The sequence below is a fragment of the Luteibacter aegosomatissinici genome, assembly GCF_023078495.1.
Classification (GTDB): Bacteria; Pseudomonadota; Gammaproteobacteria; order Xanthomonadales; family Rhodanobacteraceae; genus Luteibacter; species Luteibacter aegosomatissinici.
Genome location: NZ_CP095742.1, coordinates 1,624,392 through 1,638,684, shown reverse-complemented (window position 1 = coordinate 1,638,684; position 14,293 = coordinate 1,624,392). Strand labels below are relative to the sequence as shown.

Here is a 14,293-nt window from a genome sequence, read left to right as displayed (position 1 = left end):
GAGTGCGTTAGAAGACGGGGTGAAAATTGGTAGCGAAAGCTAATTTCGCAATTCCAGTAATGAGGAACGTCAGATCGGATAATTCACCCTAAGAGGCGAATGAGTTATACGGCCAGCTCATCCACCACTTCGGCAACAGTCTTGATGCGACGAATGTTTCCAATACCTGTTCCGAGCGAAATATAGCCGTCGTCAGTATTGCCTTCCAGCATACCAATTCGCAAACCACGCAGCCCGCCCATCAGCTTGCCAAGCTCTTCGTTGCTGGCGCCCGCTTTATCCAACTCTACTAATTTATGCGCCAGTTTTCCGGGCAGGGATCGGTAGTAATCAGGCATTGTGCGGAAGAGAAGCAAATCAAGCCCGTTGGAAGAGACAATCTTGTCCTTTACAGATTGAGGAACGCGGCTTTCCACGGTGCCAATAAACGCGGAACCCACGGAAACTCCACTGGCACCCAAGGCGTGCGCTGCCCGAGCCGTGCGCTTGTCGGAGATCCCACCGGCGGCCAAGACGGGTACATCTCTTGCCGCATCGACGATCAGTGGAACAATAGAGAAGGTGCCAAGGGCCGTGCCAGGCAGAGTACCTCCTTCGTCAAAACCAGTAGCGACAATAATATCAGCACCAGCATTCTCGGCGAGTCGAGTGTTTTCCGGCGTAGGGTTAAGGTCGCGGTAGATGATTTTGATCCCGGCCTCCTTTAATTCGTCAAACAATTTTGGAATTACCGCTCCTTCACCGTAGCCGGTATATAGGGTCGCTTTGACACCCTCTTCCTTCATCACTTTCAGGATATGCGGAGTCCAAATGTCGTTCCCCGGCGTCGGGATCAAGTTAACGCCAAACGGCTTATCTGTGAGCGATTTTGTTTTTCTGATTTCGTCGCGCATCTTTTCGGCGGTCTCGTCCGGTGTCGATACTGCGGTCTCGGCAGTTAAGCCTGCATTGGGGCCGAGGACTCCCAGGCCACCAGCATTGCCAACAGCCGCGACTAGACGCGCGTCAGTCAACCATGAGAGAGGAGCCTGAATAACCGGCTTTTCGATTCCGAGAATTTTACAGATGCGATTGATATGCATGGCGACGCTCCAGTGTGGATTCAGTAAAAGCAAAAAAATTGGGCGCTTCGGATGATCGATGAGCCTTGAACGAGAGGCTACGCCAAGTGAAGACGGAAAAAATTAGCCCGTCGGATAAAACACTATTATTGATTTTCTTAACAAGCGACTTCTCGATATCCCAGACGATCTTTCTTCTATCGACTGAACATGCTTGGGGCGCAAGCGGCTCTGATCCGTCTTCAGTAAGTCATTTATAAAAAAATGAATCTAGATAGGAGAATCTCTGCCGAGAAGTGCCCAGCACGTTAGCACGCTCAAATATGGCAACCCGCGCGACCAACATCCCGCACACCTGCTCGGACGGGACAGCCTTCGTGCCGTATCAGTAAGTCTGGAAAGTGCGGGCGGGGGATGTGACCGCTGGCCCACAACGCGCTGGCGCTCACGCTGCGGTACGCGGTCTACAATCCGCATAAGCTGGCGTGGTTGGTCAAAAGCAGACGTGTGTCTGCGGAGACTGTACGAAAAAAAAACCGCCGCGAGGAACTGCGGCGGGTTCGATAACGACAGCACCCTGTGAATCTATCCATGGCTACCGCCATCTATACATTAGGTCTGCCAGGGGACTTCAGGAAGTCCCTATAGACCGAATCACTTGTCAGAACAGGTAAGTTCCCTTGTTGTGCTGGATCGTGACCCAGTGGTCTCTTGTTAGTTCATGGAGAATCCACTCACCACCGAAGCGCCCAAGACCGCTGTTCTTTTCGCCGCCAAAGGGGCCTGAGCGTGAATCGTCAACACTATGATCGTTGATGTGCGTCATTCCTGCTTCGACGCCCAGTGCGAACCGGACTCCTCGATCTTGGTCTTGAGTGAACACTGCGGACGATAATCCGAACTCCGTCTCGTTGGCGACGCGCAAAGCTTCCTCGTCGCCGGTAACTTTGATAATCGGCGCGATTGGGCCGAACATTTCACTTTGAGCAAAGGCGGAGTCGTTATTGACATCGACGAATACATGGGGTGGCAGCACCAGACCTTGAGCATCTCCTCCCAGTAGCTGCTTAGCGCCGGTATCTTGGGCGAGCTTCAGCATGGCAAGATGCGCGGTGAGCTGCTTTTGGCTAATCACCGGCCCAATCGCCACAGCCGGGTCGCGCGGGTCGCCATATTTGAGCGTCCTGACGTGCTCAACAAATCGCTCCACGAATTCATCATGCACCCTTGCGTCGACAATGATTCGATTCGAGCTCATGCATATCTGACCTTGATGCAAGAATCGCCCGACGACAGCGCTACGAACAGCATGCTCCAAGTCGGCATCATCAAGCACAACGAGCGGCGCGTTACCGCCTAGCTCAAGCGCAACGCGCTTTATCCGTGGCCCAGTCATAGCGAGAGACCCGACCCGCCTGCCAACCCGCGTCGAGCCAGTAAAAGAGATCATTCTGGGTACGGGATGCAAAGTAAAAGCATCTCCAATCTCTTCGGATGGACCAATGACGACGTTGAGCAGGCCACCGGGTAATCCTGCTTCCTCAAAGATCTTCGCCAGCAGCAAAGCCCCAGTGACAGGGGTATATTCGGCAGGCTTCACAACAACAGCGTTTCCCAGAGCTAACGCCGGCGCCACTGACCGCTGGGTTAGATAGAGAGGAAAGTTCCAAGGGCTGATCACTCCCACCACGCCGAGAGGCTGACGATACGCGCGACTCTCTTTGCCAGGCGCATCAATGGGCAACAGACGTCCCTCGGTCCTGTATGGGAAGGTCGCAGCTTCTTGGGTGATTCCAACAGAGACCTGCCACTCCATTTCAGCCTTGGTTCGGGTGCTGCCCGCCTCGCTGATAAGCCAATCCACGATTTCTTCGTGCCGGGAAATCATGATGTCCGCAGCGCGGGTCAGGACTCGGGCCCGCTCGTGCGGCGTTGCGGTACCCCATTGACGTTGGGCCTGCTCTGCTGCGCGATAGGCCTCATCCAGATCGCTGGCGTTGGCGTTTGGGATTTCAACCAAGGTTTCGCCTGTATAAGGATCGGTATCCATCCGCACAGTGCCAAGCCTACCCGTTCGCCAATGGCCTGAGATGTACTGATCCGCAAACCCTTCATAACGCCGCGGTGCGGTCGCCGCAGCGGAAAATTCGACATGAGACATGATGTTTTTCTCCGGTTAAGGACCAGCCAATGGGTGCGGCAAGGTTGGGGATAGCACCTGGCACAACTCAAACCGACGGAAGGGCCTAGATAACAAGGCTGATGGCGCAACGCGCCATTGGAGATGGGTTGGCGCTAGAGATGTCGCCGCATCTTCAACGGTCTTGGGGATGGGCATATTTCCCCTTGACTCGCCAATAGGCCTGCCCGCCCCTCGTATGCACCGCACTTAATCAGGGAAGTCAGTTGCGTCAGATACTTCGCGCCAGGCCGTTAGATCCTTTTCCACTGCTGCCAATTTCTGGAGTGCAAGATCGTTTGCAATCTTTCCCGCGAACAGATGCAGGGGAGGCTCAGCCGCACCTGCGGCCTGGATGATCAAAGAAGCGAGCTTGTTCGGGTCGCCCGCTTGCTTTCCGGCCATTTCATCCAGATGCACGTCGAGCAATGTTTGCGCGGCGGTATATTCCCGGATGCTGTGCTGTGCGACTACCAGCGAACCGGACGACAGAAACTCGGTACGAACAGGCCCCGGATAGACCAAGGTTGCCTTGACACCGAATTCCGCGATTTCGGCCGCGAGAGCTTCCGTAAGTCCTGCAAGTGCGAATTTGGTAGCCGCGTAGATGCCCCACCCTGCATACCCGCCCTGAAAGCCGGCAATCGAACCGACATTGAAGACGTGTCCACTGCGCTGCTGGCGCATATGAGGTAGCACGTGGCGGAGGACATGTGCTGGTGCAAAGACGTTCACTTCAAAGTTGCGACGCAGTTCTTCGTCGGATATGCCCTCTATGGTGCCCTGCAGACCATAGCCTGCGTTGTTGACAATCACATCGATTCGCCCGAATTGGGCGATGGCTTGAGCTACACAGGCCTGCACGCTGCGCTCATCGACGAGATCGACCTGTACGGGCAAAAACGTATCGGACGCAGGCCCAATCAGATCGACGAGCGAAGCCAATGTACGCGACGTAGCGACCACGTTGGCGCCGCTTTTCAGAAGCTCGCGCACAAGCGCCAGACCGATGCCCTTTGACGCACCGGTGACAAGCCATGTTTTCTCGTTCTTACTCATGATGATCCTCTAAGCGGATGGATAAAAAGCGATGCAAGCCGCAATGGTCACCGTGCGGCAGTGTCGCTGCTGGCCGCACTTGCGGCGTAGGTTGATTGATTATCTTCTCCACCACATCCATCGAGGTGCACGATCAGGGATTAATGATGCATAAAAGTCCGAATCTTCCCCAGGACCGCACCTGACGCTCGTAGCAGACGATAGTCTTCACTGGTTTGTTCGCCTCGACCTATCTGCCGGGTCAAAATTCGGATTTTTATGCACTAACTATGGAAGAACAGACAGCCCAACTTCGCTGCTTTACCCGATAGTAAACACAGCTACTGAGGTAGGAGACACCACATGTCGAGTCCACTTGGGCGACTAATGGTGATACCTCTCCCGCGCACGCTCCGGTTCAACTAACACATCTATCGAGGATTGATATGAAACACGCCTTAGTTATTAATGCATTTCAGTTGTATGAAGGATTCTCCAAGGGAGAGCTCAATAAGACGATGGCCAGCGTAATCCAGGAAGAGTTGGAGCGCAGGGGCTACGAGGTCCGAACGACGAATATCGAGCAGGGCTACGTCGTACAAGAAGAAGTCGAAAAGCATCTGTGGGCGGACGTAATCATCCTGCAGACCCCAATCCATTGGTTTGGCGCCCCTTGGATCTACAAGAAGTATGCCGACGAGATATTTACGGCAGGACTGCTGCAGAAAGTTCTGATCGTGAACGATGGGCGCGTCCTGGGCGATCCCTCCAAACAGTACGGCACTGGCGGCTTGATGCAGGGCAAGAAGTACATGCTGTCCTTGACCTGGAACGCCCCGCGCGCCGCTTTTGACGACAAAGGCCAGTACCTTTTTGAGGGAAAGTCCGTCGACGACGTCATGGTCGCCAACACGGCCAACTACCGGTTCTGCGGCGCAGAGGTTCTCCCTTCCTTCTCGTCCTTCAACGTCATCAAGGACCCGCATGTGGGCGAGGACATCGTGCGGCTTCGCGAACACCTGGCGCAGCTCTTCCCGATCCCTGCAGCGGACGGCGGAGAAGAGACGGTGGCATGGCATGCGCAGGCAGAAACTGCCTGAGCGGGGGAACACGATGCGCCGTCTTGAAGCGTCCAAGACCTACCGGATACTTGAATCTGGCCCCATCGTCATGGTCTGCACAAACGATGGCGCACGCTCCAACATCATGACCATGGGGTTCCACATGATGGTTCAGCACGCGCCACCGCTGATCGGATGCGTCGTCGGCCCCTGGGATCACAGCTTCACTGCGCTCCGCGCGACCGGCGAATGCGTTCTCGCGGTGCCCGGTGCTGACTTGGCGCGCACCGTCGTTGACGTCGGAAACTGCAGTGGCGCGGAAGTGGACAAGTTCGAACACTTCGGCTTGGCCACCTCTAAAGCGGCGAAGGTCAAAGCCCCGCTATTGAGCGACTGCCTCTACAACATCGAATGCGTCGTGCACGACGACACACTGGTCGACAAGTATCAGCTTTTCATCCTTGAAGCTGTTGCTGCCTGGTCCAACGATTCGCGCAAGGAACGCCGCTTCTTGCATCACCACGGCGACGGCACGTTCACTGCCGACGGGGAGCGCTTCGATTTGCGAGACCGCATGACGCTTTGGAAGCAATTCCAAGTTGACCTGTAAATGCCTACACCTTTGGAGTTTCGGATATGGATCAGACCAAGTACGCCTTCATCATCAAGGCACCCGGCTACCGCCGGAACACGCACAAAGCACACATGAAATCGCCTACGTTCGACGCGAAATTCATCGGTGTGGAGGACTTTGACGAAGCGCTGGCTGCCATCGACGACCTTGCCGGTGCAGGTACACAGGTTGTCGAACTTTGCGGCGGCTTCTCGGCGCAGGAGGCGACAAAGCTGCGTCGCCGTTTCCCCGACTGCGAGATCGGGCGCGTGACGTACCCGTAAGAGATCCCACTCTACGGGTAGCTTTTTTTCATCTACTTCATTCCTATTGGAGATCCATCATGAAATACAAGACTCTAGGCAACACCGGCCTTCTCGTTTCCCAACTGTGTCTCGGCACTATGACGTTCGGTGACGGTAGCGGGATCTACAAGCACATCGGCGCCGCTGGACAGAAAGACGCCGACGATCTCGTCAAGGCTGCGCTGGACGCAGGCGTCAACTTCTTCGATACCGCCGATGTCTACTCCGCCGGCGCCAGCGAACAGATGCTGGGTCAGGCCTTCAGAAATCTTGGCATCGCGCGCAAAGATTTTGTTCTCGCGACCAAGGTGTACAGTCGAATGGGAGAAGGCCGCAACGACGTGGGCGCCTCGCGTGGGCACATCATGGACGCCGTGGAGGCGAGCCTGAAGCGCCTGCAGACCGATCATATCGACCTGTACCAGATTCACGCCAACGACATGGTGACGCCGGTGGAAGAAACGCTGCGCGCCCTTGATGACTTGGTCCGACAAGGCAAAGTCCGCTACATCGGCGTCTCGAACTGGCAAGCCTGGAAGATCGCTCGTTCGCTGGGGACCTCTGAACATCGGAATCTGGCGCGCTTCGAAACGTTGCAGGCTTACTATTCGCTGGCCGGGCGAGACCTCGAACGAGAACTCGGCCCACTGCTGGAAGCAGAAAAGATGGGCCTGCTGGTATGGAGCCCGCTTGCCGGCGGCTTACTCTCGGGCAAATTCACTCGCAACAATCAGAAGCCTGGCGATTCGCGTCGCTCTGAGTTCGACTTCCCGATCGTCAATCGAGATCGCGCCTGGAACATCATTGACGTTCTGCTGCCTATCGCAAAAGCCCACGGTTGCAGCCCGGCGCGCGTCGCTTTGGCGTGGCTGCTATCCCGGCCGGTCGTCACCTCGGTGATCATGGGGGCCAAGCGCCTGGACCAACTCCAGGACAACCTGGCAGCTATCGACCTAATCCTGACCGAGGATGAGTTGCGCCAGCTCGACGAAGTCAGCGCACTTCCGCCCGAGTACCCGGGCTGGATGTTGAATACCCAGGGTGCCGACAGGCTAGGCCCAGTCGATCTGTGGTCGGCAGCTAGCACTTCCTGAGACCGGTAACGAGCATCTCGCCTATATCTTCTGCCGTGTCCGAGTCGCCTACGGTTCGGGCATGGCTGCAGCAAGGGAATCCGAATCATGACCTCTATACAAGGCAAGACCATTATTGTTACTGGCGCAGCCAACGGCATCGGACGAGCGGAAGCCGATCTGCTCGCGCAGTCGGGTGCGAACGTTGTCTTCACCGACCTCGACGAGGTCAACGGCACATCGGCAGTCGAAGCATTTAGCGGCCACGCAATTTTTGTGCGCCACGATGTTTCCTCCGCGTTGGATTGGGAACGAGTGATCGCTACCACCATTGAACGCTTCGGCCGCCTAGATGGGCTAATCAACAATGCTGGCATCTACCGGCCAGGCTCGCTGGAAGAGACGACCGAGGAGATCTTCGACAGACAGGTCGCCATCAATCAGAAAGGCACCTTTCTCGGTATGAAGTACGCTGCTGCCGAGATGAAAAAGGTTGGAGGCGGTTCTATCGTCAACACTTCGTCGATCTGCGGCATCCGTGGCATCCGTGGCTGTATCGCCTACAACGGTACCAAGTGGGCGATACGCGGCTTGACCAAAACAGCCGCCGCGGAACTTGGTGAGTACGGCATCCGCGTCAATGCGATCCTGCCCGGCTTCATCGACACCAACATCCTCGCCGCCAACCCGCCAGAGATGAATCAGCAGGCAGCCAAGGACGCCGTCCTCAACCGCTTGGGGTCCCCGGGAGACATCGCGTCACTGGCGCAGTACCTAATTTCGGACGAAAGCTCCTTTGTGACCGGTGCGGACTTCTTAGCTGACGGCGGCTACACCCTTTGAAGTACGCCGTACCAGATCGAGCATTCGATCGCCGATGGCGCGGCCTTGGTGGGCTGCAGTTACGCTTCTCGATGAGAGACGAAACGGTGTTTGACGGATTGAGCCAGGAGGGCAGCCTTTGGAGCTACGACATCTTCGCTGCTTCGTAGTCCTCGCTGAGGAACTGCATTTCACGCGGGCCGCTGAACGCCTGCATATCGAGCAACCCCCTCTATCTCGCGCCATCAAAGACCTTGAGGATGAGCTAGGGGTGCTCCTTTTCGATCGAAACCGCCGAGGAACGGAACTGACAGCAGCGGGTGCCGCATTCTTGCAGGACGTTCGCAGACTATTCACCATCTTGGAGCAGGCACGCGAGAATGCCAAGGCTGTAGGGGCGGGCTTGCGAGGGAGCATTCGCATCGCAGTATCTGACGGAGCGATCGATCCTCGACTCTCGGCGTTTCTCGCCCGGTGCCGCGCAGAGGAACCAGAAATCGAGATACGCCTCTGCGAACTGCCTTTGTCTGAGCAGTTGCGCGGCCTCCGCTCGGGCGACTTTACGCTCGGGTTCGCTCACACTGCCGATGTCGGAGAGGGCATTGTTGCTGAACCCATCTGGCAAGATCCATTGGTGATCGCCGTACCAGCCCGACACTCACTCCTAGCCCACAAGGAGGTGCCACTCCACGAACTCGGAGGTCATCCGCTTGTCTTGTGCGACCCGCACGCATGCGAGGGTTATTGCCGCGAGCTCGGGCGTCTCCTACAGGCAGTGGAGCACAAGCTGAACGTCGTGGAGGAAGTGTCCTCGCTGGATATGATGCTCACCTTAGTCGGTGCAGGCTACGGCGTCGGCTTCATGACCTCGACCAAGATTCCGGTCTCCCAACGGCCGGATGTGGTGATCCGTCCCCTGGCGATGGATTCCGCCATGATCACCACTTACCTGCTTCGGCCCGACAACAGCACTTTGTCGGCTTCGCTGGAGCGGTTTATCGTTCGCCTACGCGACTCTTCGGGCGGCTGACGGAACACCGCCGGCGTACCCCCTCACTGATCGGTTTCGGCACGCAGATTGCGTTCGGTCGCCGTCATCAGTTCAGCCGCGCTTATCCTGAGCGCCGTAGAAATTTTCAGTATGAGCGGAAGCGTGGGCACGTGCTCACCACGCTCGATCTTGCCCATGTGCGAGCGCGAAATGCCTGCCCGAGATGCGAACTCGTCTTGCGCGATTCCTTGAGCGACACGCGCAGCGCGCACGGCTTGTCCGAAGGCTGACGCCGCCTCGGATTCATATGTCGATGTGCCAGAAGGACGGCCTGGCTTAATTGTCGGTTTCTGCATCAGCAGAAGCGTCAATCAATCCTCCAAAATTAACCACGTTAAAGATGACGACGTTAAACTTCACTCTTAGACTTGTTGACTCGTCTTTCTGACCAGATCGCTTCTTGGGGGCCCTCATGCACGATGCCACCAGCCGGTTTTCCCACTTCAGGCTTGCTATAGCGCCTGGGGTTCCGTCCCCATGTCTCTCCACGCTTCTTGCCCTGCAGCGCGCGGAAGAGCCGGACATCACCATCGCGTTCTTTGAGACCTCGGGTGACGACTTGGTGACAGGCCTTCATGAAGGCCGCTACGACGCAGGAATGTCGCTTAGAAACGTGAATGCTCCATCCTTGAAAAGCCAACCGCTATGGAGCGAGAGCATGGCCGTTGCCATACCGTTGCGGTCCCCCTTGCTCGGCCAGGCGAAGCTCATGATCGCCGAGCTTCTGGACTATCCCGTGTTTCGCTGGCCGGCAGAAACCTGCGCACTGCTGGATCAGCGGCTGTCCTCCCTCCCGTCGGTGAGCCAGCCGAGCATCCAGCACGTGACCTCGTTCGAGATGATGGCGCTATGGGTCGCTGCCGGCTATGGGGTCGGGATATCCGCGCAATCGCGCATTGAGCACGCGCGTGGATGGGAGATCAGCACACGGCCGCTGTCCGACGGCCCCTACGAGGTCGTGACGCATCTGCAGCGGCCCAGCGGACAAGCCAATCCTGTTTCTGATCGGTTCGAGAGCAGAGCACTACAGGTTGCCAGGGTTGGAATAGCTTAGGGAGCCCTATGGCCGAGGGCATCTTTCCCCGGCCATAGGGTGGCGCATCGGGGCTAGGCCTGTTCAAGCACCACAGCACTATCCACCAAACGGCGGACGCTCTGCCGCACATTCTCAGGGATAGGCCGCGAGGGCGAGACCGCATCGGGAACATCTGCGTGCTGTTGGCTGCCTGCGATGACGTGGACGACCATGCCCAAATTCGTCGGCGTCACCACATCAATGGCCGCGCGATCACCCAGGTCCGGGTGCGGTCGGGTCAGCATGCGGTAAAGCTCCCACGAATCCGCATGCGGGCACTGGTTCATGAGCACCTGGGCCAGCTTGTGCTTGAGCGGCACCAGTTGCCAATCGGGAACACGCTGCCCCCGATTGCCCAAACTGATGGACAGCAACTTGCCCGCTTTCAGTTCGCGGTTGATCTGGTCCTTGGACTTCCCGGCCAGCTTGCCGAACAGCGGGACCGGCAAGCTGCTTGGCGACTCGTAGATGGTCAGCATTTCCTCGCGCTCGCGCTGGATCGCGGACACTTCCGGCTCCGGGGCATTCGTCGGAGGAGGCGGCACCTGAGACAGCCGCTGGAACGTGATCCCGCCGCTGCTCGGGGTTACGACAATAGGCGTGGCCACGACGGGCGGGACGCCGGGGGGAGTGGGCTCGGCCATCGTGAGGGTCGCATCCACCGCTTCCTCCACTTCTGCCATCGCCGGCACCCCGTCGATACGGATGGTCAGGTGCGCGCTCGCGGCTTCCACTTCGCCCTGTTCGAGCAGGTCGAGCCGATCGGCCCAGTCCTGCATCATCCGGCGGCGCGGTTCCACGTACTTGGCGTGGTTGTAGGCCGAACTCACCTTGTTGGGGTCGGAGTGCGAAAGCTGCGCGTCCACCCAAATCTTCGGATAGCCGATCTCGTTGAGCGCCGTCGAGATAGTGCCGCGGATGCCGTGGCCGGTCAGGCGCCCCTCATAGCCCATGAGCTGCACGGCCTTGTTGAGGGTGTTCTCGCTGATGCGCTTCTTGAGTTCGCTACGGTGCGACAGCAGGTACTTCTGCGCCGGCCGCATCACACCCAGGAGGTAACGAACGATCTCGATGGCCTGCAGGGACAGAGGCACGATGTAGGGCGGCACGTCCTGCGGCCGCTTGCCGGCCTTGCGCATCTCGTCCTGAAGTTGCTTGACGACCTGTGGCGGGATGATCCACAAGCCCCGGTCGAGGTCGAACTGATCCGGTTCCGCCAACCGCAGCTCGCCCGTGCGCACCCCCGTCAGGAACAGCAGCCGGACGCCAAGCTGGGTCTGCCAGCCACGAGGGTTGTAGAGCCGGAGCTTCTGGAGGAACTCGGGCATCTCGGGCAGATGCAGGTAGGGGTTATGGGCCACGGGGGGCTTAGGCTCGGCAACCACGTCCAGGTCGGCGGCCGGGTTGACTTCCAGCCCCTCGGCGATGACCAGGGCATAGCGGAACAACTGGTTGAACCAGGTGCGGACCTTCTCGGCGGTGGTGAACGCCTTGCGTTTCTCGATCGCTGCCAGGACGCCCAGGAGCTGGGGGCGGCGAATGTCGTAGATGGACATCTTTCCAAGGGTAGGCAGCACATCCTTGTTGAAGATGCGCAGGATCTGCGAAAGCGTGCTCTGACGGCCTTCCTTGAGTTCCTTGCGGCGATGCTCGACCCAGGCATCGAAGACGGTCTTGAAGGTGTGTTCGCCTGCCAGCTTGGCGGCGTGCCGCCTCCGGTCGCGCTCGACCTGGGGGTCGATCCCCCTGGCGAGTAGGGCCTGGGCCTTGTCTCGCTCGGCGCGTGCCTCGCGCAGGCTGAGGGCGGGATAGCCACCCAGGCACAGGCGCTTTTGCTTGCCCAGCCAGTAGTAACGGAATTGCCACGACTTGCCGCCTGCGGCGGAAACCATCAGGCCCAGGCAGTCGTTGTCGGAGATGGTGTAGCGCTTTCCGGTGGTCCTTGCCTGCCGGACGGTCAGATCAGAGAGTGCCATTTCGAGGCTCCTAAGTTATGACTTAGGCCCTATGCTCGTCATGGTCCCCGCTCAGCCCCAGCAACTATCCGGTAGCCAACCCACCCGCATTCTTGTGCCTCATTTGGCGACTCAAAAACGCTGGCTGTGGGTGGATTTCCGTGGCGCTCGCTGGAATGAAAAAAGGGGCCGAAGCCCCTCTTTTCAACGACATACAGACGTCAGTAGAAGTCTGTAGATCATAACTTGGAGCGGGAAACGAGACTCGAACTCGCGACCCCGACCTTGGCAAGGTCGTGCTCTACCAACTGAGCTATTCCCGCGTCGTGAGCCGGCCATTATAGGGATTGGCGAAGGATGTGCAACCCCTCTATCGCAACTCGGGTTAAAACCCTTTGCTAAGTGCCAGGGTGCCGCATGGCGTACCCTGTCGGCATGGGCCCCGACCGCGTGGTTGCGGCGCAGGCACATCGTTCCCCATTCATCGATTGAGGCCCCATGCCCCTCGTCCTCCTCGCCCTGTGCATCGGCGCTACCCTTGGCACCTTCCTTCGCTACGGCCTGGCGGAGGCCTTCAATGCCATCCTCCCCACGCTCCCCTTCGGCACCCTGGCCGCCAACCTGCTGGGAGGCCTGATCATGGGCCTGGCCATCGCCACCTTCATGGCTTACCCGCAGATCCCCATCCCGGTTCGTCTTGGCGTCACCACCGGCTTCCTCGGCGGCCTTACGACCTTTTCGACGTTCTCGGCCGAAAGCTTCCTGCTGCTGCAGCGAGGGCAATACGGCGCCGTGCTGGTCCACACCGCGGCCCATGTGCTCGGTGCGCTGGGCTGCGTCGCTATCGGGTTCGCGATAGGCAGGCTCATCGTCCGCTGATGGCGGCACGCCTACGCGGGGGTGAAGACCTTGGCGATAGCGTCGACGGGCTTGCGCAGGATCGTTTCGTTGAAGGTGAGATGCAGGCGGCCGTTATCGGGTTTGCCAACCACGATATCGACGTGCCGCGCGCGTTCCTGCAAGCCGTCCGCCACGCTGGGATCCAGTATCGCAATAGCGATATTGCTGCCCCGCTCCACCCGCTCGATGCGAATGCCGGGCATGCCGGCAAGCCTGGCCAGCAACGCCTCGCCCGCCGCGCGAACGCGGGTAAAGCGCTCAGCGAAGTGATCCAGCCCGTGCAAGGCCAGCACCGCTGCCGGGAACCCGCGGAAGATCGTGCCGCCGAAGATATGCCGTACATGGCGAGCGCGATCGATGTGCGCCTTGTCGCCGGCGAGGATCGCGCCGAACGGCGCGCCCAGGTACTTGTAGAGCGAGACATACACGGTATCGAAGGGCGCCGCATAGGTCTTTGGGTCGAAGCCTTCCATGCCCGACATCAACAGCAGGCGTGCGCCATCCAGATGCATGCCCGTGCCATTTTTCTTCGCGACCGCGGCGATGCGCAGGATGGTATCGAGGGCGATGGTTGAACCATCGAGGCGGCGCACGGGACTTTCGAGAGAAATGGCACCGATCTCGAGCGGATACGGGTCTTCCGAGCGCTGGTTGTAAGCGGCCTCGATGGAAGCGACCAGCGCCTCGCCCGTACCTCCCTCGATGGGCACGGGATTGATGCCGCTGAGCACCGGTGTCGCATCTTCTTCGTCGCGATAGACATGGCTCTCCTTCTGCAGGAGAAGGTGCCGGCGATCGCCACAAAGAATACGCACCGCGATCTGGTTGGCCATGGTGCCGGTAGGCATGAACGCCGCGTCTTCCTTGCCCAGCAACTCGGCGAAGCGCTTTTCCAGCTTCTCTACGGAGCCCTCGTGCAGGTAGATATCGCCGATATCCGTATCGGCACCCATGGCATCCTTGAAGCGCTGCGGAAAGTAGATCGAGCGGGTGGGCACGTCATCACCTACCAGGGCCACCACCCTCTCCACCGCAATGGGCTTATCGGGTGGCGGTGCCGCAGGCGCCGGGGCGGCAGCCAGGGCCAGGGGAGCACCTGCCGCAGCCAGGGAAAGCGCGCCCAACGGCACGGCCTGGAGAAACTCACGACGACTGACCAT

14 protein-coding genes and 1 tRNA gene are annotated in these 14,293 nt (G+C 58.7%); 8 read left to right on the top strand and 7 right to left on the bottom strand.

The window, feature by feature from the left end; translation table 11 throughout:
• Positions 1–104: 104 nt before the first annotated feature.
• From L2Y97_RS07290 to L2Y97_RS07280, 3 genes are all read right to left on the bottom strand, one after another.
• Positions 105–1,082: an NAD(P)H-dependent flavin oxidoreductase gene (locus L2Y97_RS07290; protein WP_242558307.1), complete on the bottom strand. Its 978-nt coding sequence runs from the start codon at positions 1,080–1,082 to the stop codon at positions 105–107.
• A 640-nt stretch (positions 1,083–1,722) separates the two neighbouring features.
• On the bottom strand, positions 1,723–3,111 hold the full coding sequence (locus tag L2Y97_RS07285; protein WP_247434881.1) for an aldehyde dehydrogenase family protein: 1,389 nt from the start codon (positions 3,109–3,111) through the stop codon (positions 1,723–1,725).
• Between the two features lie 339 nt (positions 3,112–3,450).
• The gene (locus tag L2Y97_RS07280; protein ID WP_247434864.1) at positions 3,451–4,299 is read right to left on the bottom strand and encodes an SDR family NAD(P)-dependent oxidoreductase; all 849 of its coding nucleotides are present in this window, start codon (positions 4,297–4,299) and stop codon (positions 3,451–3,453) included.
• Positions 4,300–4,724: 425 nt separating this feature from the next.
• On the opposite strand from L2Y97_RS07280, the gene L2Y97_RS07275 reads away from it, so the two are divergent.
• The 6 genes from L2Y97_RS07275 to L2Y97_RS07250 all read left to right on the top strand — a co-directional run bounded on the left by L2Y97_RS07275 (position 4,725) and on the right by L2Y97_RS07250 (position 9,182).
• Positions 4,725–5,378, top strand: coding sequence for an NAD(P)H-dependent oxidoreductase (locus L2Y97_RS07275; protein WP_242558304.1), 654 nt, complete (start codon positions 4,725–4,727; stop codon positions 5,376–5,378).
• Entirely contained in the window at positions 5,356–5,949 is a 594-nt protein-coding gene (locus tag L2Y97_RS07270; RefSeq protein ID WP_247434862.1) for a flavin reductase family protein, read from the top strand. The genes L2Y97_RS07275 and L2Y97_RS07270 overlap by 23 nt, the downstream gene beginning before the upstream one ends.
• Positions 5,950–5,975: 26 nt before the next feature.
• Positions 5,976–6,236 carry a DUF6506 family protein gene (locus tag L2Y97_RS07265; RefSeq protein ID WP_242558302.1) on the top strand — a complete coding sequence of 87 codons (261 nt, stop codon included), beginning with the start codon at positions 5,976–5,978 and terminating at the stop codon, positions 6,234–6,236.
• Between the two features lie 59 nt (positions 6,237–6,295).
• Entirely contained in the window at positions 6,296–7,351 is a 1,056-nt protein-coding gene (locus L2Y97_RS07260) for an aldo/keto reductase (RefSeq protein ID WP_242558301.1), read from the top strand.
• 87 nt (positions 7,352–7,438) lie between these two features.
• Positions 7,439–8,173: an SDR family NAD(P)-dependent oxidoreductase gene (locus L2Y97_RS07255; protein WP_242558300.1), complete on the top strand. Its 735-nt coding sequence runs from the start codon at positions 7,439–7,441 to the stop codon at positions 8,171–8,173.
• Between the two features lie 118 nt (positions 8,174–8,291).
• The gene (locus L2Y97_RS07250) at positions 8,292–9,182 is read left to right on the top strand and encodes a LysR family transcriptional regulator (protein ID WP_247434861.1); all 891 of its coding nucleotides are present in this window, start codon (positions 8,292–8,294) and stop codon (positions 9,180–9,182) included.
• A 23-nt stretch (positions 9,183–9,205) separates the two neighbouring features.
• Here L2Y97_RS07250 and L2Y97_RS07245 read toward each other — a convergent pair whose 3' ends face one another.
• Positions 9,206–9,499 carry a helix-turn-helix domain-containing protein gene (locus L2Y97_RS07245; RefSeq protein ID WP_242558395.1) on the bottom strand — a complete coding sequence of 98 codons (294 nt, stop codon included), beginning with the start codon at positions 9,497–9,499 and terminating at the stop codon, positions 9,206–9,208.
• A 116-nt stretch (positions 9,500–9,615) separates the two neighbouring features.
• Here L2Y97_RS07245 and L2Y97_RS07240 point away from each other — a divergent pair, with 116 nt between their 5' ends.
• The gene (locus L2Y97_RS07240) at positions 9,616–10,257 is read left to right on the top strand and encodes a LysR family substrate-binding domain-containing protein (RefSeq protein WP_242558298.1); all 642 of its coding nucleotides are present in this window, start codon (positions 9,616–9,618) and stop codon (positions 10,255–10,257) included.
• Positions 10,258–10,310: 53 nt separating this feature from the next.
• On the opposite strand, the gene L2Y97_RS07235 is transcribed toward L2Y97_RS07240, so the two are convergent.
• The gene (locus L2Y97_RS07235) at positions 10,311–12,254 is read right to left on the bottom strand and encodes a tyrosine-type recombinase/integrase (RefSeq protein ID WP_247434859.1); all 1,944 of its coding nucleotides are present in this window, start codon (positions 12,252–12,254) and stop codon (positions 10,311–10,313) included.
• A gap of 226 nt (positions 12,255–12,480) precedes the next feature.
• A tRNA-Gly gene (locus tag L2Y97_RS07230) sits at positions 12,481–12,556 on the bottom strand.
• Between the two features lie 175 nt (positions 12,557–12,731).
• On the opposite strand from L2Y97_RS07230, the gene crcB reads away from it, so the two are divergent.
• Complete coding sequence (gene crcB / locus L2Y97_RS07225) at positions 12,732–13,112, top strand: fluoride efflux transporter CrcB (protein WP_247434858.1); 381 nt, start codon at positions 12,732–12,734, stop codon at positions 13,110–13,112.
• 11 nt (positions 13,113–13,123) lie between these two features.
• On the opposite strand, the gene L2Y97_RS07220 is transcribed toward crcB, so the two are convergent.
• Complete coding sequence (locus L2Y97_RS07220) at positions 13,124–14,293, bottom strand: threonine aldolase family protein (RefSeq protein WP_247434856.1); 1,170 nt, start codon at positions 14,291–14,293, stop codon at positions 13,124–13,126.

Excerpts from the sequence above, each read along its gene's own strand:
- L2Y97_RS07290 (WP_242558307.1), bottom strand. The coding sequence starts at position 1,082 with ATGCATATCAATCGCATCTGTAAAATTCTCGGAATCGAAAAGCCGGTT.
- crcB (WP_247434858.1), top strand. The coding sequence starts at position 12,732 with ATGCCCCTCGTCCTCCTCGCCCTGTGCATCGGCGCTACCCTTGGCACC.
- L2Y97_RS07245 (WP_242558395.1), bottom strand. The coding sequence starts at position 9,499 with ATGCAGAAACCGACAATTAAGCCAGGCCGTCCTTCTGGCACATCGACA.
- L2Y97_RS07260 (WP_242558301.1), top strand. The coding sequence starts at position 6,296 with ATGAAATACAAGACTCTAGGCAACACCGGCCTTCTCGTTTCCCAACTG.
- L2Y97_RS07240 (WP_242558298.1), top strand. The coding sequence starts at position 9,616 with ATGCACGATGCCACCAGCCGGTTTTCCCACTTCAGGCTTGCTATAGCG.
- L2Y97_RS07280 (WP_247434864.1), bottom strand. The coding sequence starts at position 4,299 with ATGAGTAAGAACGAGAAAACATGGCTTGTCACCGGTGCGTCAAAGGGC.
- L2Y97_RS07270 (WP_247434862.1), top strand. The coding sequence starts at position 5,356 with ATGCGCAGGCAGAAACTGCCTGAGCGGGGGAACACGATGCGCCGTCTT.
- L2Y97_RS07255 (WP_242558300.1), top strand. The coding sequence starts at position 7,439 with ATGACCTCTATACAAGGCAAGACCATTATTGTTACTGGCGCAGCCAAC.
- L2Y97_RS07265 (WP_242558302.1), top strand. The coding sequence starts at position 5,976 with ATGGATCAGACCAAGTACGCCTTCATCATCAAGGCACCCGGCTACCGC.
- L2Y97_RS07235 (WP_247434859.1), bottom strand. The coding sequence starts at position 12,254 with ATGGCACTCTCTGATCTGACCGTCCGGCAGGCAAGGACCACCGGAAAG.
- L2Y97_RS07220 (WP_247434856.1), bottom strand. The coding sequence starts at position 14,293 with ATGGTCAGTCGTCGTGAGTTTCTCCAGGCCGTGCCGTTGGGCGCGCTT.
- L2Y97_RS07285 (WP_247434881.1), bottom strand. The coding sequence starts at position 3,111 with ATGGATACCGATCCTTATACAGGCGAAACCTTGGTTGAAATCCCAAAC.
- L2Y97_RS07275 (WP_242558304.1), top strand. The coding sequence starts at position 4,725 with ATGAAACACGCCTTAGTTATTAATGCATTTCAGTTGTATGAAGGATTC.